21 protein-coding genes and 2 pseudogenes are annotated in these 20,178 nt (G+C 46.6%); 11 read left to right on the top strand and 12 right to left on the bottom strand.

Going from position 1 to position 20,178, the window contains the following annotated elements; genetic code table 11:
* Nucleotides 1-111: 111 nt before the first annotated feature.
* The 4 genes from B7990_RS07325 to B7990_RS07310 all read right to left on the bottom strand — a co-directional run bounded on the left by B7990_RS07325 (nucleotide 112) and on the right by B7990_RS07310 (nucleotide 4,542).
* On the bottom strand, nucleotides 112-1,068 hold the full coding sequence (locus B7990_RS07325) for an adenine-specific methyltransferase EcoRI family protein (protein WP_088640342.1): 957 nt from the start codon (nucleotides 1,066-1,068) through the stop codon (nucleotides 112-114).
* A 10-nt stretch (nucleotides 1,069-1,078) separates the two neighbouring features.
* Nucleotides 1,079-1,915 carry an EcoRI family type II restriction endonuclease gene (locus B7990_RS07320; protein WP_088640341.1) on the bottom strand — a complete coding sequence of 279 codons (837 nt, stop codon included), beginning with the start codon at nucleotides 1,913-1,915 and terminating at the stop codon, nucleotides 1,079-1,081.
* Nucleotides 1,916-2,155: 240 nt separating this feature from the next.
* Nucleotides 2,156-3,655, bottom strand: coding sequence for an NADPH-dependent glutamate synthase (gltA, locus tag B7990_RS07315; protein WP_073423617.1), 1,500 nt, complete (start codon nucleotides 3,653-3,655; stop codon nucleotides 2,156-2,158).
* Nucleotides 3,655-4,542 carry a sulfide/dihydroorotate dehydrogenase-like FAD/NAD-binding protein gene (locus tag B7990_RS07310; protein WP_088640340.1) on the bottom strand — a complete coding sequence of 296 codons (888 nt, stop codon included), beginning with the start codon at nucleotides 4,540-4,542 and terminating at the stop codon, nucleotides 3,655-3,657. Before B7990_RS07310 ends, gltA begins: the two co-directional genes overlap by 1 nt.
* Before the next feature lie 155 nt (nucleotides 4,543-4,697).
* Between B7990_RS07310 and B7990_RS07305 the strand changes: the two genes are divergently transcribed.
* Nucleotides 4,698-5,138: an Rrf2 family transcriptional regulator gene (locus B7990_RS07305; RefSeq protein ID WP_088640339.1), complete on the top strand. Its 441-nt coding sequence runs from the start codon at nucleotides 4,698-4,700 to the stop codon at nucleotides 5,136-5,138.
* 34 nt (nucleotides 5,139-5,172) lie between these two features.
* On the opposite strand, the gene B7990_RS07300 is transcribed toward B7990_RS07305, so the two are convergent.
* On the bottom strand, nucleotides 5,173-6,081 hold the full coding sequence (locus B7990_RS07300) for a PD-(D/E)XK nuclease family transposase (RefSeq protein WP_085491170.1): 909 nt from the start codon (nucleotides 6,079-6,081) through the stop codon (nucleotides 5,173-5,175).
* Nucleotides 6,082-6,820: 739 nt separating this feature from the next.
* Here B7990_RS07300 and B7990_RS07290 point away from each other — a divergent pair.
* From B7990_RS07290 to B7990_RS07260, 8 genes and pseudogenes are all read left to right on the top strand, one after another.
* The gene (locus B7990_RS07290; RefSeq protein ID WP_073053488.1) at nucleotides 6,821-7,438 is read left to right on the top strand and encodes a TetR/AcrR family transcriptional regulator; all 618 of its coding nucleotides are present in this window, start codon (nucleotides 6,821-6,823) and stop codon (nucleotides 7,436-7,438) included.
* Complete coding sequence (locus B7990_RS07285; protein WP_073053486.1) at nucleotides 7,435-8,322, top strand: ABC transporter ATP-binding protein; 888 nt, start codon at nucleotides 7,435-7,437, stop codon at nucleotides 8,320-8,322. Before B7990_RS07290 ends, B7990_RS07285 begins: the two co-directional genes overlap by 4 nt.
* A gap of 13 nt (nucleotides 8,323-8,335) precedes the next feature.
* The gene (locus B7990_RS07280; protein WP_035769273.1) at nucleotides 8,336-9,130 is read left to right on the top strand and encodes an ABC transporter permease subunit; all 795 of its coding nucleotides are present in this window, start codon (nucleotides 8,336-8,338) and stop codon (nucleotides 9,128-9,130) included.
* Between the two features lie 12 nt (nucleotides 9,131-9,142).
* Nucleotides 9,143-9,928, top strand: a complete 786-nt coding sequence (locus tag B7990_RS07275; protein ID WP_026667057.1) for an ABC transporter permease subunit — start codon at nucleotides 9,143-9,145, stop codon at nucleotides 9,926-9,928.
* A gap of 58 nt (nucleotides 9,929-9,986) precedes the next feature.
* Complete coding sequence (locus B7990_RS07270; protein WP_072831146.1) at nucleotides 9,987-10,349, top strand: nuclear transport factor 2 family protein; 363 nt, start codon at nucleotides 9,987-9,989, stop codon at nucleotides 10,347-10,349.
* A gap of 478 nt (nucleotides 10,350-10,827) precedes the next feature.
* Nucleotides 10,828-11,202, top strand: a pseudogene (locus tag B7990_RS07265) (class I SAM-dependent methyltransferase); the annotation flags it as partial.
* On the top strand, nucleotides 11,201-11,356 hold the full coding sequence (locus tag B7990_RS14945; protein WP_170861496.1) for a hypothetical protein: 156 nt from the start codon (nucleotides 11,201-11,203) through the stop codon (nucleotides 11,354-11,356). The pseudogene B7990_RS07265 and the gene B7990_RS14945, both read left to right, overlap by 2 nt.
* 25 nt (nucleotides 11,357-11,381) lie before the next feature.
* On the top strand, nucleotides 11,382-12,200 hold the full coding sequence (locus B7990_RS07260; protein WP_073053485.1) for a hypothetical protein: 819 nt from the start codon (nucleotides 11,382-11,384) through the stop codon (nucleotides 12,198-12,200).
* Nucleotides 12,201-12,207: 7 nt separating this feature from the next.
* Here B7990_RS07260 and B7990_RS07255 read toward each other — a convergent pair whose 3' ends face one another.
* Complete coding sequence (locus B7990_RS07255; protein ID WP_073423623.1) at nucleotides 12,208-13,317, bottom strand: hypothetical protein; 1,110 nt, start codon at nucleotides 13,315-13,317, stop codon at nucleotides 12,208-12,210.
* Between the two features lie 60 nt (nucleotides 13,318-13,377).
* Here B7990_RS07255 and B7990_RS15215 point away from each other — a divergent pair.
* Both B7990_RS15215 and B7990_RS07245 read left to right on the top strand, forming a co-directional pair.
* A pseudogene (locus tag B7990_RS15215) lies at nucleotides 13,378-13,485 on the top strand (KilA-N domain-containing protein); the annotation flags it as partial.
* Between the two features lie 213 nt (nucleotides 13,486-13,698).
* Nucleotides 13,699-14,496: a KilA-N domain-containing protein gene (locus tag B7990_RS07245; RefSeq protein WP_073423624.1), complete on the top strand. Its 798-nt coding sequence runs from the start codon at nucleotides 13,699-13,701 to the stop codon at nucleotides 14,494-14,496.
* Between the two features lie 14 nt (nucleotides 14,497-14,510).
* Here the strand turns inward: B7990_RS07245 and B7990_RS07240 are convergent, their stop codons facing one another.
* The 6 genes from B7990_RS07240 to B7990_RS07215 form a co-directional block, all read right to left on the bottom strand.
* Nucleotides 14,511-15,467, bottom strand: a complete 957-nt coding sequence (locus B7990_RS07240; RefSeq protein WP_368668111.1) for a tetratricopeptide repeat protein — start codon at nucleotides 15,465-15,467, stop codon at nucleotides 14,511-14,513.
* A gap of 276 nt (nucleotides 15,468-15,743) precedes the next feature.
* Nucleotides 15,744-16,391, bottom strand: coding sequence for an energy transducer TonB (locus B7990_RS07235; RefSeq protein WP_088640338.1), 648 nt, complete (start codon nucleotides 16,389-16,391; stop codon nucleotides 15,744-15,746).
* A gap of 98 nt (nucleotides 16,392-16,489) precedes the next feature.
* Nucleotides 16,490-16,894: a biopolymer transporter ExbD gene (locus B7990_RS07230; protein WP_014545652.1), complete on the bottom strand. Its 405-nt coding sequence runs from the start codon at nucleotides 16,892-16,894 to the stop codon at nucleotides 16,490-16,492.
* 24 nt (nucleotides 16,895-16,918) lie between these two features.
* Entirely contained in the window at nucleotides 16,919-17,623 is a 705-nt protein-coding gene (locus B7990_RS07225; RefSeq protein ID WP_088640337.1) for a MotA/TolQ/ExbB proton channel family protein, read from the bottom strand.
* 45 nt (nucleotides 17,624-17,668) lie between these two features.
* Nucleotides 17,669-19,327 carry a MotA/TolQ/ExbB proton channel family protein gene (locus B7990_RS07220; protein WP_088640336.1) on the bottom strand — a complete coding sequence of 553 codons (1,659 nt, stop codon included), beginning with the start codon at nucleotides 19,325-19,327 and terminating at the stop codon, nucleotides 17,669-17,671.
* Nucleotides 19,324-20,160 (bottom strand): DUF3450 family protein, encoded by an 837-nt coding sequence (locus tag B7990_RS07215; protein WP_088640335.1) that lies wholly within the window; start codon nucleotides 20,158-20,160, stop codon nucleotides 19,324-19,326. The genes B7990_RS07220 and B7990_RS07215 overlap by 4 nt, the downstream gene beginning before the upstream one ends.
* Nucleotides 20,161-20,178 lie beyond the last annotated feature (18 nt).

The following is a 20,178-nucleotide window of genomic DNA, read 5'->3' as shown; positions in this document are numbered from 1 at the left end:
AATACCCCCACTATGAATATAATCAAAAGATTCGCAAAAAGGCGATGTCACAAAAAAGGAAGAATTGACAAAAAGGAATGGAGGTAGAAAATACAGGAAAAATTCAAATATTCAGCAGCCCTGAATCAAAATTCTAAAATAAGTCGGTTTACCGTTAATAGCCAAATCCCGATCATCATCCCCCTTGCGGAACTTGATGATTTTGAATTGGTTTGGATTGAATTTATGAAGGAATGTTATGGGAACGCCCATAATTCCCTTATAATCCACAGGGATATCTTGTGTTTTATTCACATTAATCGCATCATAATTGTCAAAACGAGGATAATCGCGTTCATTACCGTTGTATTCCTTAGTCAATGGAATAAACTCATGTCTTTGCGCATTATCGAGATTTGTAAGCCACATACAGTTATTGGGAGATACGATTCTTTCACCTAAATCATTTATTTTCGTTTCAAGACCATAGAGTTCATAATGTTTGGGAACGATAAAACCAGATATACCTCGTCCCATGTTTACACCCATCCAAACCTTATTTTCCTTTATCAAAGCAAAAACCTCTTTATAGGTAATCGCATTGATATTACTAATAACCAAAAACTTTTTTTTGAATTTATCTAACTGTGAAATAAAGTCCCTAAACAACGAAAATGGAGGATTTGTAACGACAATATCCGATTTTTTTAAAAGATCTATACTTTCTTTACTACGAAAATCACCATCACCTTCAAAATAAGTCACATCTTTCAATGATGGACGTTTTTTTTCTATCCCCGTATATTCATAGTAAAATGCGGATTTCGATTTCAAAGATTCTTCGAAATCGACTTTTTTGTAACACGCACAAATAACCTTTTTCAGGCCCAATGATTTAAAATTTTCTACAAAATATTTGTAAAAATTACTAATTCGAGCATCATCACAATTGCAAAAAACAGTTTTATTCTTAAAATGCTTCTTATAATACTGCAATTCCCTCTCAATATCTGAAAGTTGAGTATAGAATTCATCTTTTTTGTTAATCTTAGCTTTATCCAACAAGGAATGATCAATTTTTCGAACCATACAGAACCCTCTAATTCGATTTCGTCAATTGATTAAACAAGTCTCGTCCAAGCATTTTCAAAGATGTTTTCGCAACATCAAGCATAATCTTAATTTCATCTTTGATGCTCCAACGTCGACCATCACCTTGAGTGAAGAGAGATGCAGTCTGAAGCATAACACAAGCATCACCAATTTGAATCATTTTATTTTTACAAAGATTTTTATTGATAGGCATTCCATAATTCGCAGCGGTCAAACGATCAAGCCTATTAATAGCACCCGAATTGTAAGTCAAGGTAACAGACCTTCCATCAGGTCTAGTCACAACAACATCCTGTGTTAAAAAGTTAGACCCCTCCAAAAATAGAACATATGGGAAATACGCTTCGTCCAACATATAATTTGCAATTTCAGATATATTCTTATGAGCACGTTCAATCGCATTCCCCGCATTCATTATATCTTGATCATTTTTCGTACCTACTAATTTACCTTGTTTTATATTCTCAATATCTTTTCCTTGACGTTTTGCCTCAGAAACCAAAACGACACGCCATTTTCCATTATCATCCTTAACTTCAATAATACCACCATCAGGTTTAATGCTAGAATCTTCAACAAAAAGAGTTTGACCTAATTCACTATCAATTTTTTGAAGAGCTTCGTTTATTTCCTTTTTAGAAATACTCTTTCGATACCGGAAAAGAAGTTGCGGATAATCCTTTTCTAGAAGCTGCATTGCGATAAGGGATAAATCAGAAACATCCATATCATGATACTTAGCTTCATCTCCAAAAATGCCAACAGCACCTTTGGAATCTTTATGCTGGTCAGTCAAACGTCCCGATTGATTCTTCTTCGCCATAAATGATTTCCGTTCCTACTATCTCTCTCAAATATACATTTAATTCTTGACAGTAAAATGACAAAAAGGACGGTTATGAAACCGTCCTCTTTTTGCATAATGCGATTCAAGATTTAACTGGATGGGGCAAGCCCCAACTCCTTGGCTCGGTCATGCCCATGCAAGCATGGTCGCGACGCTCGCCTTCTGAGTTGTCTTCGCTTTGCTCAGGATGACGAGACTCGCGAAGGATATCACCAATTACTTCTTGAGGAATTCGTTGATGCCTGCAGCAGCACGACGACCTTCGCCCATGGCGAGGATCACGGTTGCAGCGCCGAGCACGATGTCGCCACCGGCATAGACCTTTTCCATGAAAGTCTTGTTGGCGGTTGCATCTTCGAGAAGGATGTGACCCTTCTTGTCAACGGAGAGTTCCGGAGTGGTGTTGCTGATAAGCGGGTTGGAACCGTTACCGATAGCAACGAGCACGGTGTCGCATTCAATTTCGAAGCTTGCGCCTTCGACCTTGACCGGACGCGGACGGCCCTTTTCATCGGGTTCGCCGAGTTCGTACTTGTCAACGAGCATGCCACGGACGTGACCGGCTTCGTCGCCAAGAATCTTGGCCGGGTTCTGCAAGACGCAGAATTCGACACCTTCTTCCTGAGCGTGGAGAACTTCTTCCTTACGGGCCGGAAGTTCGTTCATGCTACGACGGTAAATGATGCGGACCTTTTCTGCACCGAGGCGGAGAGCCATACGGGCAGCGTCCATAGCGACGTTACCACCACCGAGGACGACAACGTTCTTGCCCGGCCACATCGGCGTATCGGCATTTTCCTTGTCGTAGGCGCGCATGAGGTTTGCGCGGGTGAGGTATTCGTTAGCTGCGAACACACCGACGAGGTTTTCACCTTCGATGTTCATGAACAACGGAAGACCAGCACCGGTACCGACGAACACAGCGTCAAAGCCATCCTTTTCGATGAGGTCCTTGAGCTTGCGGGTACGACCAATCACAAAGTTCGTTTCGAACTTCACGCCCATAGCGGCGAGAGATTCAATTTCCTTGTCCACAATCTTCTTCGGAAGACGGAATTCAGGAATACCATAACGGACCACGCCACCGAGCTTGTGGAAAGCTTCGAAGATGGTCACGTCGTGGCCTTCGCGGCGGACGTCAGCAGCGACAACCAAGCCGGCAGGACCGGAACCGATCACAGCCACCTTCTTGCCCGTAGCAGGCTTAACGGCCGGAACCGTAGCACCACCGTTGTTGCGTTCATAGTCAGCAGCAAAGCGTTCCAAACGACCGATTGCGACAGCCTGGTTCACATCCTTGTGCATCTTGCCCATCGTGCAGTTCATCTGGCACTGGCGTTCCTGCGGGCAAACGCGGCCGCAGATTGCCGGAAGCAAGCTCGTTTCCTTAATCTTTGCAATAGCAGCCTTGAAGTCGCCTTCAGCAATCTTTGCGATGAAGGCCGGAATGTCGATGTGCACCGGGCAGCTTTCGACGCAGAACGGCTTCTTGCAGTTAAGGCAGCGGTTAGCTTCGACGATAGCCTGAGCTTCGGTATAACCCTGAGCCACTTCTTCCATCACGCGTGCGCGATAGGACGGTTCGAGCTGCGGCATCGGCTGAGCCGGAATAGCAGTCTTGTCCTTCGGCTTGAGCGGCTTCGGAAGGGCATTAATCTTTTCAAGTTCCACCTTGGCGGCGGCGTCCAACTGTTCGCGAGTCATATGTTCAGACATTATTTGCTCTCCTTAGCCTTGGCATCTGCCATCTTGTCGATATTGCACTTGTGGCCGTCATTTGCACCGAAGCGATGCAAAGCTTCCTGTTCCTGGGGCTTGAATGCACCCATACGCTGGAGCATGTTGTTCCAGTCGACTTCGTGGCCGTCGAATTCCGGACCATCGACGCAGACGAACTTCGTCTTGCCGCCGATAGTGACGCGGCAACCACCGCACATGCCAGTACCATCGACCATGATGCTGTTGAGGCTAACGACAGTCTTCACGCCATACGGCTTGGTGGTAAGGGCGCAGAACTTCATCATGATCGGAGGACCGATAGCGATGACCATGTCCGGCTTGCCCTTGGTGTCTTCGCAGAGTTCCTTAAGCGGTTCAGTCACGAGACCCTTGCGGCCATAAGAACCGTCGTCGGTCATGAAAATGATGTCGTCAGCGAGAGCGGTCATTTCTTCCTTCATGAGGAAGAGGCTTTCGTTACGGGCACCCATGATGATAGTCACCTTGTTGCCAGCAGCCTTGAGAGCCTGAACGATCGGGTGCATCGGGGCAATACCGACACCACCGCAAACGCAGACCACGTGACCAAAGTTTTCGATATGGGTCGGAGAACCGAGCGGGCCAACCAAGACCGGGATATCGTCACCGACTTCGAACTTGGAGAGTTCGGTCGTCGTCTTGCCAACCGTCTGGAAAATGAGGGTGATAGAACCTTCATTCGTATCGGCGTCAGCGATGGTGAGCGGAACGCGTTCACCATTGTCCTTGTTCGTCTGGAGGATGATAAATTGTCCTGCCTTACGTTCTTGCGCGATCAGCGGGGCGTGGACGCGGAATTGGAATACCGCGGGAGATAACTGCTTTTTAAAGAGAATTTTTGCCATAATGCGAGGCAATATAGAAATTTTTTTTGACCACTGATAGTAAAAAAATATGTAAAGGGAGGCTGTAGAGCTGAAAAAAGCCAACTAAAGTTGTAGGAAAAATTTTACAATAATTGTAATTATAATTATATTGTAGTCTAAAGGAGTCATGAATCATGAGAGTATCTACGAAAAGTCGATACGCCATTCGCGTTATTATTGATATGGCAGAAAACGGCGAAGCCGAATTCCACCCGCTACACAACCTGGCGGAACGTCAGGGACTTTCCGAAAAATATCTCGAAGCGATTCTTGGAGTCCTCGTAAAGAACAACGTGCTCGAAGGCGCACGCGGCAAGGGCGGTGGCTACAAGCTTGCAAAGCCAGCGGCTGAACTCACGGTTTGGGAAATCCTGAGTGTCATTGAGACTTCCATTAGCCCGGTGGAATGCGTTGCTGACGGGAAAAACGGTTGCGACCGTGCAGACGTCTGCCCGACACTCCCAATGTGGAAGGACTTGGCCAAAATCATCAAGGACTACTTCACGGGCATTACGATCGAGCAATTGGCCCGCAAAGCCCCCAAAATTGCGCGCCCGCTCTGCAATGAAAAATAAAAAAGTGAAATCTAGTCACTTTCCGGACTGAACATCAGCGCTGCGCTCTGCGCTTTTTAATTTCGTCCAGAGAAATACCGGAAATAATAGCGATTTTTTCAATAGGAATATCATTAGCAAGCATCGCATCGACCATTTCAAATCGAGTCTCAATCTTGGCACCAGCCAAACGACATTCTATTTCTTCTTTTGCAATCATTTCTCGCTCCAGTTCGTTCAGAGTGGTTTTGTCCAAGTTTTCAATTTTGATGCGGTTCAAGGCGTCGTTGACGATTCCATTCCCAAAGTCAGGAAGCGGTTCGCCCTCATGCGCGTGTTTGAGCACATAGAGCCAAGCGTCAACAGGATCTTTTACCTCGTCTGCGGTTTTATTAAACTTCGGCAGACTTACAATAATATACTTATTTTTGGGGAATAACGTCTCGACGACTCCTCCATTCAACACTTCCTTGCTATAAATAGCCCATTCATCAATGTATTTTTCCATGCAGTACGGCAATTCAAAATCACAAATCCAAATGGATATTGTTTCGGGAATTTCATAACGCCGGTATTCCTTTTCTTCTTTTGTGAGCGTTTTAAATTCTTCTGATTTATCCATTTCATGCTTGCCTTTTATAATCAAGAACGCTTTGTACAATATGGTTCGGTCGATAAAGAAACTGTGGTCTGCCTTCTGCATTTCAATATTAAGGAAACGCTTAGAACCCGTAGTCGCGAAAGCATCCAAAATGACTTTCCGCTCTTCGGGAATCATAAATCTTAACGTATGTTCAAACGAGTAATTCAGATTCTTGATTTGGTCGTCGCCTTTCAGGTGCAAGATTCCATCAACGAAGTCCTTGATGGCATCCTTGCTAGCGAACAGGCTCTTGAATCCGGTATCGGTTCTCGGGTCGATGTAGGTTTTGCCTTTTAGCTTTTCAGGAATAGATTGATTCATAATTACACCTCCATTAAGTTTGGAGGTTCTAATCTACAATAGAGAATTTTCAAAAAGCGAAACTTTGCAAATTTTGCAAACAACCGTTAGCAAAATCGTTTATTTTGTCAACTATGGATTTCAACACTTCACTAGCAAAAAAGTACAAAGCCTCCCCAAAATTGGCCCAAAATACAAGAATCTATTCAATTTTTCTGATTTTTCCAAAGCAAAATCGTTTGCGAAGCCGCATAAAATAAGGTATATTCAGAAGCAGGTCTTATAGGGGCTCTTTTTGAGCGGAGTTAAAACCTATCTTTGCGCTCGGAGCCTTAGCTCAATCGGTTAGAGCGTCGGACTCATAAAAATTGTGGCACCAGCTTGAAAGAGCTGGATGCGAATGGGAAGAAATCGGTGAAACCTAACCAGCGGAAACGCTGCACGGCAACGCCGAGCCGAGCCAGGGGTACACTCCTGGAAGGTGTAGAGACTAGCGGAGCAGTAGAGCCTGCTTAATGACCGCACAAGCCTCCCACGTCTAAACCCGCAAGGGCATGGCGAAGACATAGTCCACGGAGGTGCGAAAGCATCACAAACGTAAACCCGTTGGTTCCCGGTTCAAGTCCGGGAGGCTCCACGAAAGAGGATGAGTTGGAAAACTCACCCTCTTTTTGTTTATCTTTAGGGTTGACCGAATCGGTTATTGGTGTTATATTATAAATAACCGATTCGGTTATTTCGTTGAAAGGCAGGGATCAAAGTGGAAAAATTTTTGGCGCTGACGGAAGAAAAGAAAATGACGATCCTGAACGCAGCACTTCAGTGCTTCGGAAAATTTGGTTATGAAAAAGCATCCGTCAATGATATTGCAGTGGCTGCTCATATCTCCAAGGCATCCATGTTTCAGTATTTCGGAAGCAAAAAACAGCTCTATATTTATCTGCTGGAATACTGTAAAAAGGTCATTGAAGAAATATTTGAAAAAGCACATCTGGATTCCAAAACGGATTTGTTCGACAGGATCCTGGCATCCAGCCGCATGGAAATGGAGAGCTTCCAAAATCAGCCCTTCACCCTGCAGTTTATTACCAGCGTCTGGGAAGAAACTTCTCCCGAAGTAGCCGATGCGCTGGTGATTCTGACAGAGGAAGCCTGCAGCTTCAGAAACGATATGGTTCTTCGGGAGGAGGACGCTTTGAAATTCAAAAACCCGGAGGATGCCCGGCCGGTATTTCAGATGCTGCTTCTGATGGGCGAGGGATATGCGGCCCGGTACCGTGGGGCAAATGCTTTTGACTTTGAGACCGTCATGGATGATTTTGAGAAGAACATCGCAATTCTGCGGAAAAATTTTTATAAGGAGGAGTATCTGAAATGAGCGAGCCAATCATTGTTTTGGAAAAGCTGACCAAGCACTATGGGAAACATCGGGGAATTGACGGACTTAGCTTCTCTGTTGACCAGGGCGAGTTTTTCGGCTTCATTGGCCCAAACGGTGCGGGAAAATCCACCACCATCCGCACCCTGATGGGCCTGATCCATCCCAGCGGCGGCAGCGCATCTATTTTCGGCCTGGACTGCCAGACCAAGGCCAGTGTCATTGCCAGAGATGTGGGCTATCTTCCCAGCGAAAACAGCTATTATGAAAACATGAAGGTGCGGGAACTGCTGCAATACAGCGCAGACCTGTACGGCATGAATTGCGAAACGAAAATGTATGAGCTCTCCGAGCGCCTCAATCTGGATCTGACCCGGAAAATCGCAGACCTGTCTCTGGGCAACAAGAAGAAGGTGGGGATCGTGTCTGCCGTCATGACCTCGCCCAAGCTGCTGATCATGGACGAACCCACCAGCGGCTTAGACCCGTTGATCCAGCAGGCTTTCTACGATATTCTGAAGGAGGAGAACAGCCGGGGAACCACCATTTTCTTCTCCTCCCATGTCCTCAGTGAGGTGCAGAAGCTGTGTGACCGGGTGGCGATCTTAAAAGAGGGCAAGCTCGTGGGCATTCAGTCCATCCGAGAGCTGCGGGAAAGCGGCTATAAAAAGGTCAGCCTTACCGCTGAAACGGCCATCCCCCGTGAGTTCTGGGGCCTGCCCGGCATTGCCAACTACACCGAGAGTCCTGACAAGACCTCTGTTTCCTTTGTGTATAACGGCAATATCACGGCGATCATTGACAAGCTTCACCTGCTGCATTTGGACGATGTGCTTTTGGAAGAACCCTCTTTGGAGGAGATCTTCCTGCACTACTATGCGTAAGGAGGTGTCAGGCATGGTCATTTTGAAATATGAACTGAGAAGGCATCGAACCTATATCCTGGGCTGGGCCATCGCCTTGGCTGCGTGCATCTTTTTCATGACACCGACTTATTACAGCTTTCTGGATGCGGCCTCCGTGGAACTCTTTGAAACCATGGGCACCACGGACTTTTACAGGAGCGTCGGCGTATCGATGGAATACCTGACCTCTCCGCTGGGTATTTACGGGTTCCTGACCAGCTTTTTCATGATTGCCTCCGGCGTTTTCGGGATGCACTTCGGCATTTCCATTCACACCAGAGAATGTACGGAAGGAACCTCGGAATACCTGTTTACAAAGCCCTTTCCCCGGAAAGCAATTTATTGGGCAAAGGCATGGACGGTGTTTGTCGGCGTGGCGATCGTGGGTGCGGCGTATCTGCTGGCTTCCCTTTTCGCCATGGCAACATTCCGTTCCGGAACTCCTTGGGGAGAGTTTTTCCTGATTGCCCTGTCCCTGACCCTTGTGACGCTGTTCTTCGCTGCAATGGGGCTGATGGTGGGAGTTTTGTTTTCCCGCAACCGCAGTCCGCTGCTGACTGCCGGTTTGGTTGTGTTCGTTGAGTATTGCATTACCAGCTTCTCCAACATCGTCAGTAACCGGGCTATCAGTTTTCTGTCTCCCTACTCGTTCTTCGGAGCCGCCGAGATCTCCAAAGCCGGCTTCTATGACCTCCGGTATCTTGGGTGGTGCGTGCTGCTGTTTGCCTTGTTTTTGGTGCTTTCTTACGGTGTCTTTCTGAAAAAAGACATTCAGTTCCGCAGCTAAGGAGGTGTGAACATGAAAACATTGATTAAAAATGAATTCCGCCAAACCAGAAGACTTTTGCTGATCTGGCTGGGAATCATGCTGCTTCTGTGCGGTTTCTGCTATTTTGAGCTTCTGTCCCTACGGGACAGTCTGGATGAAATGGCAGCGATGGTCAGCCAATTTCCGAGACTGATCATGATCATGTTCGGAGTCAAAGGCGACTTGACGACATCCACCGGCTGGTATGTGTGCATCTATTTCTGGGAGGGACTGCTGGCGTTTCCTTATGCCATGTCTTTGGGACTGTCCTGTGTGGCAAGGGAAAAGAAATTCGGAACATCGGAATACCTGTTCACAAAGCCTGTGAAGCGGAAAACCATTGTTCTGGCGAAGGTGATCGTTTCGGCAGTGAACCTGCTGGTGTTCGCCCTGTTCAGCGGCGTGTGTAATTATTTCACGATCGTTCTTCCTTTGGGCGGTCTGGATCAGCCGGGAGCGGTGCTTTCCACAACGATGGGAATGTTCTTTACCCAGACTCTCTTTTTTGCCCTGGGTCTGCTGTTTTCCAGTGTGCTTCGATCCTATAAGGCTGCGGTGCGGACAGGAACAATTTCCATGCTGGCTGCCTATGGGTTGGCCTTTACTGCCGAGTACACAGGAAATCATTTCCTGGACTACCTGACCCCATTGCGTTATTTTGATGTGTACGAGGTAGCACTGCACGGTTTCCACCTTCCCTATCTCGTCTTAACGATCGTTGTGGCAGGTATTTGTGTCGCAGCTGCCCTGGATCAGTGGAAACGGCGGGAATTGTGATGTTACATGAATCGTGTATCTTGAAAACAGCAGCTAACGATATATGGAGGAAATATTTATGTTACGGCCAAAAGAAATAGTATGTAAATGGGTAGATGCCTTTAACAACCATGATGTAGAGGCAATTATGAGCTTGTACCATGATAACGCAACCAATCATCAGGTGACCAATGATCCCGTGATTGGGATAGATGCAATCCGTGAAATGTTTACAGCAGAATTTGCCACTGCCGATATGACTGCCATTGTAGAGAATATCTTTGAAGATGGACAGTGGGCGATTTTAGAATGGAAGGACCCTCTGGGACTGCGGGGATGCGGCTTCTTCCATGTTGTGAATGGTAAAATTCTGTTTCAGAGAGGATATTGGGATAAGCTGTCTTTTCTGAAGCAGCATAATTTGCCTATTGAATCGTTGTGAAAAGGTGAACAGAGCACGAAGTTGAAGGAAGGGCGAAAATGGAGCGAGGAAGAATTATTGTAATTACAGGCCCTCCGGGAACTGGAAAATCGACAGTATGGATGCCATGGAAGGAATATTCTTCTTCGTCGATGCGGGCGGCTTCCTGAAGCCAAACATACAGGTCGTTGCTCTCTGGGTTACAAGGAAGCTCTGAACCACGCCTCTGACGATACAATGCGTACAAGAGAAAAGAGGGAAAGACCGCTGACAGCATTAAAAAAGATGCAATTTTTTCACAGCATACTTTCCGAACCATGTGTGGTGTATGGCACCGCATTTCTCAGCAACACAATATACCAAGTTCGAGGCGGAGAGTCTATTGAAATAAAAAAATCCGAGGAAGAGAATATCTCTCTGCCTCGGATTTTTCGTTTCATCCCTCAATCGGCTGGTGTAGTACCTTCAATTTCAAGATGTCCCTGTGCGGACACGCCCTTCGGTTGTCGCTTTTGATTACAGCAAAAAAATGATAGAATTGGCTAAAAGACGGCAATCACAATATGCAAAACAAATTGAATTTTGTGTGGCGGATGCGACCGATAGAAAAAGTATATTAGAATTAAAAAGAAATCGAGCCTTTACGAAAGCAGTTTCTAATATGGCAATTATGGATATTACGGACATTGAACCACTTCTTATGGCTGTTTATGAACTGTTGCAGGAAAGCGGAATTTTTGTCTTTGCAACGCAACACCCTTGTTTTGTCACGTTGACTGAAAAATATATGACACCGCACAGTTACTATGATATAGCGATTGAAGGGCAACCGAAAGAGCAGATTTATTATCATCGTTCCATACAAGGTATATATGGATAAAGACTTGGAAAAGCTCATGGAAAAATATAACGTTCCATGCAAAGTCAAGAAAGTCAAAAAGCAAACTTTAGACTTGAATCCTCAAGATAAAGTCATTGACTGCGATTATGTTGACCCGGCTGGTTTTCCCCATTGGGACAAAGATTAAATCTTGAATGTCATAAAGGCCCTTTATGCTAAAGAAATTTCTTTCAGTGTATCTCCTTTTATCTGCTTGTCTTTATGCAACGGATTATGAGTGCATAGAGCTTTATGGAGATTATAGAGTTGTAATTGAAGGGACTAAAAATACAGCGAATCAAGTCAGTACAAAACGTTATTCAAGCTATAAATCCTGCAATCGTGATTTGGAAAATTACCTAAATGGTAAAAAGACTCCTATCGCATACGAGTGCATAGAACTTTATGGGGATTACAGAGTCGTGCTCGAAGGAACTAAAAATCCAGCAAATCAAGTTAGCTCAAAACGCTACTCAAGCTATAAATCCTGCAATCGCGATTTGGATAATTACCTAAATGGTAAAAAGACTCCCGTTGAATATGAGTGCATAGAACTTTACGGGGATTTTAGAGTTGTGCTTGCGGGAACTAAAAATCCGGCAAATCAAGTTAGTTCAAAACGTTATTCAAACTATAAATCCTGCAATCGCGATTTGGATAATTACTTAAATGGCAAAAAGACTCCCGTTGAATACGAGTGCATAGAACTTTATGGAGATTTTAGAGTCGTGCTTGCGGGAACTAAAAATCCGGCAAATCAAGTTAGCTCGAAACGCTACTCAAACTATAAATCCTGCAATCGCGATTTGGATAATTACTTAAATGGCAAAAAGACTCCTGTTGCATACGAGTGCATAGAACTTTATGGGGATTACAGAGTCGTGCTCGAAGGAACTAAAAATCCAGCAAATCAAGTTAGCTCATTGCGTTATACCAGCTATGGGTCTTGCAATAAAGCCTTGAATGAATACTTGTCTAAGCAAAGACAATAATCTGCAACTAGAGCTTCTCCAGCTTGCCGTTTTTTATGTAAAAAACCTCTGTTCCGATGGATTTCCACTTTTGGGCGAAGCCTAGATACTTGGACTTCGCCTTTTCTGTTAGGTCGTAAGGGAACGTCAGCGACTCCACGCAATCGACCGTCACATCGCCGTGAAATTGCAGTTCAAGATAGCTGCTGATGTTGTCGCTGCGGAATTTCGTCATGTCGTTCGTCTGCGTTCCCTTCACTGGCAGCTTGCTTTCATACATGTCGTCGTAGGAAACCGCTTTCGGGTCGGTGACGAGACTGGGCTGGTATCTTTCGCTTAGGCTGTCGCCAGCCGTCCATGTGCAGGTCACTTTGTCCTTCTTGAAACGTACCGCGACATTTCCGTATTGGGTGGCGCGGTTGTGCGTCGTCGCCTCACGTAGCTTGTCATGGTCGAGAAGGTTGCCGTACTTTTCGTACTGCGAGATATTGAGCTGGTTCGCCTTTTCCGTTGAACCCAGGTCAAAGAGCTTGTGTGCTGCGGATAGTCTCAAATGGCTCTGCTTGATTGAACCGTCCGCGTTTAGCGACGGGCCGCTATACCCGCCGGAGCTTCCTGTCTCGAAGGTGTTTTTGAAATGGCTGTTGAAAACCTTTTCAAGCAGGTCGTCTTCTATGTGCATCCCCAAGTCGTGCTTCTGGAACAGCTCGCGCATCGTCGCCTCGATTTCTGCGGCGTGTTTCTTTGTCGCCGAGCCGTAGTAATGTCCCTTCTTATATTTCTCGATGGCTGTATCAAGGTGTCCGAGCGTGGGAGGCAACTTGTCGCCCTTGAGGGCGCGAAGGTCGTCGATGCTGATGTTTGTCGAGAACGGGACGCTTGAGCCGGACTTGATGCCAGCCTTGATTTTCTTGAGGCGTTCGAGTCCTTCCTTGTATTCGATTTCCTTCCTTCTCGTTTCCGCTTTCTTGAGCAGTTCCTTGATTTCCGTTTTCGCGGCGTTGTCGCCCTTGGCGATAAGCGCGTCCATTTCGGTCGTGAGCTTCTTGAGGACTGCGGACTTGGGGTGGTTCTTGAGGAATATCTTGATGGAGTCCACGCGGCCAAGTTCCGTTTCCCAGTCGATGAGGCGTTCCACTTCGGCGAGAGCTTTCTGTCTTATAGTGGCTCTTTTTGAGCGAAGTTAAAACTTTAGTAATTCCTATGGCTTTGGGAAAAGCTGTATAATCCCAATTTTAAACCACTCGAATCCGAGTGGTTTAGAAAGGAAGACGGACTCTACGCCTTTACTTTGTCGCCACCCAAAAAAACTCGCCCGTTCTGCAAAGAGAACATAAAAGAGTAGAGTTAAAAATTTCGAACATTCACGGCGGCAAAACCGCCGTTTTTTTTTGCGAACATTTTCAGAAAAATCTTGACAACCATCTCTAAAAGGATTACATTCATTAGTGAACAAATGTTCTAGTGCTCAAATTTTTCAAACACTGTGGTTTTTATGTTTGTCCGCAGGGAGGCGACGATGAAAATAAAGGTTATGGATGCAGAAATTTCCGTACAGAGAATCGGCAATGACGACTACATTTCGTTGACCGACATGGCCCATAGTCAAATGCAAGAACACATCATATTCAAATGGCTGAGCAATAAAAACACCATTGAATATCTAGGAGAATGGGAGTCTTTGTACAACCCGAATTTTAATTATACCGAATTCGGTACAATTAAAAATGCTGCAGGAAGCAACAATTTTGTTCTTTCGGCTAAGCAATGGATACTCTCAACAAATGCTCAAGGAATTGTAGCCAAAACAGGACGATATGGCGGAACTTTTGCACATAGAGATATAGCGTATCATTTCGGAATGTGGATTAGCCCCAGATTTCAACTATTATTGGTTCGCGAATACCAACGCCTCAAAGAAGCTGAACAAGCCAAGTTCGGCTGGTCTGTACGCCGTGAGCTCTCTAAAATCAACTACCACATTCATACGGACACCATCAAACAGAATTTGATCCCGGCAACACTCACAAAACAGCAAGTGAATATGGTTTACGCTAATGAAGCAGATGTTTTAAATGTTGCTTTATTTGGATTTACTGCTAAAGAATGGCGCAATGCGCATGACGATTTGCAAGGCAACGTCCGCGATTATGCAACAGTAAACCAGCTAATTTGCCTTTCGAACATGGAGTCGTTAAATTCAGTTCTGATCAAGGAAGGCTTGCCACAACCAGAGCGGTTGCAAAAACTGAATCAGATTGCGATTTCGCAGATGACCGTGCTAGAATCTATCGGAGAAAATAAACTGCTAAAATAATCCACTGCGGCCATTCACTTTCCGGACTGAATTTCGAGCAAGTCCGCCGTGAGAGTGGCGTCGTCAGGGAAATATTTTAAAGCGACATTCAAGAGGCGCACGGATTCTTCTGTGCGTTTTTGCGCGTGGACATCGTAGGCCATATTCTTGAAACCAAAGACGGCTTCGGCATTCCCGTTTTTAGCAGCAAGCTCGTAGGCATATTCGGCGCGATCATAGAACTTGGCATCGTATGCGAGGTTTCCCATGAAGATGGCGGCATCGGAAAAAACGGGCTTGATTTGCAAAATGTTATTTAAGATTTCCATGGCGATGTAGGGCTTTTTGTCTTCGGCAAGGACATCGGCAAGCTTGTACATAATTTGCGTGTCGTCAATTTTCACGCTGAGGGCTTCGCGGTAGGCGTTGGCGCTTTCTTCAAAATTCTTGTTCAGGCGGTAAACATCACCAAGATAAACTAAGAAATCGGATTCTTCGGGATGGAGCGTGTAGCCTTCGCGAATTACGGCAACGGCTCGGTCAAAGTCATTCAGAGCAATGTTCGCTTCGGAGAGCTGGTAAACGATGCTGATGTCATTTTTGTCGAGGCGGTAAGCATTTTCGATGGCGCGGAGGGCTCCGACTTTGTCGCCGGTTTTGGAGTAAGCCTCACCGAGGTAAAGCCAGCCGGAAATGTTATCGGGGTCGAGTTTGAGCGCACGGTGGTAAACGGCAATGCATTCCGGGAATTGTTTTAAGCGGAAGTAGACGCTAGCCATATTGAAAAGTGCGGGTGCAAAATTGCCTTCGGAATAGTCCACAGCCTTGCGGTAGGCGGCGGCCGCCTCGGGATATTTGTCCATCTGGTAATAGCTATTGGCGATGTTGAAACTCACGGCAACGGGATCGGCGCCGCGGTCTTCGGCCTTGCGGTACAAGAGGATAGCTTGCTTGAATTTTCCACTGCGATAAAGGGCGTTTGCGCGATCCATCAAGTCAAAGGAAGACTGAGCAGAGAACGCCGGAAGCGCTAGGAAAAGGGAAATGAGTAGACAGTAGGAAGTAGGAAGTAGACAGTGATTCGAAAACTTCCGCAATTTACAAATAACATTCACAAACTTATTTATGCTCATAAAATTTTCCTTATTTGTCATGCCCGTCCCAGAACAAGCATTTCCTCTTGCGAGTCTGAAAAGGAGATTTTCGCCTTCGCGGGAATGATACGAAACATCACCTTCTAGAATACACATTCTACTTCCTACTAACTACTAATCCCTAAATTTCACTTCGAAGGGTTGTTCCATTCCGCAGAAAGCGACAGCTTTGCCATCTTTTTCGGCGGGAGCAAAAGTCATACGGGCGATAGCATCCTTCCCCGCTTGCGCAAGTCCAGAGCCTGCAGGAGATTCTTCGATGACTTTGATGTCGTACGCACGACCGCCAACATCCACACAGAAACTGAGGCGGAGCATGGCATCTATTTCGCGGTCACGGATTTGCGGCGGCACCTGGAAATTCGGCATGGAGCGGCTTTCCGGCTTTTTATCGACATCGCCTTTTTCAGTGGACAGAGCACCACCTCGAAAATCGGCAACGAGTTCGCTGTTGATGGCTGCACCCGCAGTTCCTGAAACAGCGCCAAGAGCCATGGCAAAACGCGGTCCCGCTTTGGGCGAGCGCGAATTGGACTTTTGGCGGTTCGGCTTGCGTGCCGTGCGTTTTTTCTCAATCTTCTTTTCGACTTCTTCAACTTTTTTCACGGAGACTTCGGTCTTGACGAATTTCTTTTCGTGGAAAATCTTACCCGTCAAGAACAAATTCGCCATCGTCACGGAGAATACGAGAAGCATGCTCGCAAGAATCGCCGCGAGAAGGATTGAAAAACGCTTTAAAAACTTTTTTATAAACTTTTGCATTATTCACTCAAATACAAGACTTAACTGGATTCTTCGTCCCTACGGTCCTCAGAATGACGCAATTACTTTTTTGAAAGCCCGTTCCACATCAATCACGTTTACTCTGCTTGGGCGGCGATGGAGACTTTTTTGACACCAGCCAAATTGCACATATCGATGACCTGGACGAGAACGCCGGTTTCGGATTCCTTGTCGGCAATCACGACGGCTTCGCGGTCGGGCGCTTTGGCGAGAGACTGTTTCAGGATGTCCTGCAGGCTCGCCAAATCCACTTGGCGTTCGTTCATGTGAATCGTTCCTTCACGCGTGATAGCAATGAGCAAGTTTTCTTTTTCAAGTTGGCTAGCCGATTGCGCCTGCGGCTTAGTCACATCCACACCCGTTTCGCGAGTGAATGACGACGTCACCACAAAAAAGATGAGCAAGATGAACACGATATCCATCAGCGGGCCCATTTCAATACCCACGTCTTTCTGTTTTCTTCTCGGTAAGTTAAATTCCATAACAAATCCTTTAGATTGCTTCGCCTACGGCTCGCAATGACGTTGTCCAGCGCGAGTTGCAAAATAATTGTCGATTACCGTTGCGCCAAGTTCCATTTCTTGCTTTAAGATTTCAATGCGTTCGTCCAAACGTTGCTTTAAAAGCGTCAGCGGGAACGCTATCAAGAGTCCGCTTTGCGTTGAAATCAATGCTTCAGAAATTCCATCCGCCATCAGCACCGGGTTCTGATTTCCATACAACGTGATCACTTCGAAAGTAGAGACCATGCCCGTGACCGTTCCGAGCAAGCCCAGGAGCGGAGCGGCAGCGGCCATCACCATAACGATGTGGTTCCCTTGTTCCATGTAACGCACACTTTTCATCATGCGCACTTGCATGTAGTCGCGAAATTCGTCATAATTCTTTTGCGCAATTTCAATCGCGTAAGAAAGTTCTCTCGAAAGAAATCCACCGCGTTTGCGAAGGTCTGTCAAAGTCGTTTGCACACGCTGTTCATCAGTAAAAGACTCGGCCCCAGCAATAGCTCTTTCGCCAGTCAAACCGCGCTGCATACGCCTCACAACTTTGGTGATATCCTTCCTGAAAAAATCGCTACCTATGCGAAACCAGCTCGAGAAAAGGAAATAGAATCCGACAACGCCCGACAATAGGATGGGTAGCATTACCACGCCACCCGCCTCGTACGTATTCCGCAGGGATTCTATGAATATGTAATGAAAATCAGTCATAATTCATGATTAGATTGCTTCGCCTTCGGCTCGCAATGACGTATTTTACTTACTTTCCTTTCCAAAGACTTTATTCATAAGCGAGGTGCTTTGCACGTAGAGTTCGCTGGTGATTTTTTCAATCTTTTCGCTCAAAAGGCCATGCAAAATCATCACCGGAATTGCAATGACAAGGCCCATTTCAGTCGTGACTAGCGCTTCAGAAATACCACCTGCAAGCACGCGAGCGTCATTCGTTCCAACTTCGGTAATCACGGTAAAGAGCGTGATGATACCCGTCACCGTTCCAAGCAAGCCCAAGAGCGGAGCAATCGTACCCATCGCAGCCAAAAGGCCCATGCGGCGTTCAAGTTTCGGCTGTTCACGGAGCAATGCTTCTTGCAGTGAGCGTTCCGCATTTTCACGCGTGTCGTTCACCTTGTTGAGCACGGCAAACAGCACCATCGCAAGGCTCGTCTCTTTCTTGAGGCAAAGATTGGCAGCATCTTCGTACTTTTTCTCGGCAACAAGCGCATCCATTTTCTTGGTAAAGCGGCGACCGAGATGACCACGGTAAGAAAGCATGATGAACCGTTCAAGGAACAGAAGGAACGCAATGATCGCCACAAGCGAAAGCGGATACATCACGATACCGCCCTTCTTGAAGAACGCCTTGAATTCTTCGGTCCAGGTGAGTTCCTTTGCATCGGTGATGGAATTTTTGATAGCCTTGTTCTGTAGCACATCCAGTGGAATCGCGATAGTTGCAGACAGCGCGTCCGTTGTGGCACCCGTCACCGATCCCGCCTGGTTCACGGCAGCCTTGATATTTGCGGCCATTTCCGTGGGCAGATTCGCATTCCATTCAAAGACCTTGCCTTGCAAAGCACCAGAGCGCAACAACGCCTGCACATCGCCATTGTCGTTTGCCACTTCGCCGAGAAACACCGTTCCCAAGCGCAAACGATTCACGTTCACGTCCGGGCGCGTACCGACCTGCGAAAGTTCAGCACCGTAAGACTGCGTGTAAGTGACTTCGTGACGGGCAAGCAAATCAGCCATGTAGCCCTGCACCGCCGCAATCGTATTCGGCACCTTCTTTTCAGCTTCGGCGCTAGCGCGTTTCAAGTTCAAAAGGCGCTTGTTCATCCCGACCGGATAATCGCCAGCGACATCGCCAAGCGTCTTTTCAATCGAGAGTTTCACTTGCGTATTGAGCGCATCGAATGCAATTTCTTCGCTCTTTGATTTTTCTTCGGCTTCTTCGGTGACGTTCTTGTTCGCCATCACTTCTTCGGTGACGCGGCCAAGATCTGTCGAAAGCTTGGAATAGCGACCGTCCAGTTCACGCGTTTTATTCTGGTGTTCTTCGGTCAACTGCGATTCGGCATAGCGGTTGCTCCAATGCTTGGCATCAAGCTTTTCAAGGGAATCGGCCTTTTGCATGCGGATGCGGGTAAGCGTTTCGACTTCGCGCTGCAAATTGCGCACTTCGACTTGCAACAAGGAATCCTTAATGCGGGCTTCGTCTTCGGCACTTTTCTTATCGTTCGACCACGGCCATGCAAAAGCAGAAGAGGCGAGCAACAGGATGACGGCAAGGAATTTCACAGGATTATTCGACTTCACTTCGTTTCGCTCAGAATGACACTCGGTCGGTGAGTTCGTCGAACCGCTTTCGTCTCTCGTCTGTAGGGCCATGCCCGTTCTTTCGTCTAAAATCATCTCACGCCTCCCACAACAGACAAACTTACAGGCAAATTCACAATCTGAGGCGGCTTTTTCGCCTGTTTCACGTCAATAGCAAGTTTCACAGCAGCGCGTTCTTCCAGATTCAATTCTTCGTTCCATTCGTAAACAACTTTATCGTTTTCCAGCTTACGTTCCAGGCGACCGTAAGAGGCTCCGTTTTCATCGACATAGACCATCCACTGGTTCCCTATGCGGAGAATCGTCGCGTTTACAATTTCGCCATTCTTGCGAGTGAGCGGGCTATTGACCACGGAAACTTCATCACCGAACTTGATTTCTTCATTCACGAGCGATTTCATGCGAGAAAAAGCTTCTTCTTCGGTCACGTTCCCGCTTTCGATTTCGCGCGTCAAGGATTTAGCACGGTCAAGGCGCTTGTCGCGTTCCCACGGGAGCGTCTGCGCAATTTGGACTTCGAGCTGTTTGCAAATTTTGGCAAGTTCACCGCGCAAGGCACGGCGTTTGGCGGCCACGTTATCGCTCTTGTTCTTTGCGCGAGCCTGTTTGTTGCGCTCCTGCTGGAGGCTTGCAGCCACCTTCTTGATTTTCGCGTTCAGGCTGTCGATTTCCAGATTGCGTCGTTCCACATCGGCCTTGTAGCGCTGTTCAAGCAACTGGCGGTGGGACACGTCTGCACGGAGCATCGAATCCGTCGATGCAATTCGAGTATTCAAGTTTTGAATTTCAAAATTCAGCTTTTCCTTTTGCATTTTCAGGTCGCGAATTTCGGACTCGTAGTCAGCAAAGGCTAGACCCGAAAGCGAGAAAACAAGGACCGCAAAAGGCAATATATTCAATCGTTTCATAACTATTCCAAATAGGTT

It is taken from the genome of Fibrobacter sp. UWB4, assembly GCF_002210345.1.
Lineage (GTDB): Bacteria > Fibrobacterota > Fibrobacteria > Fibrobacterales > Fibrobacteraceae > Fibrobacter.
This window is presented reverse-complemented; position numbering and strand designations above follow the sequence as displayed.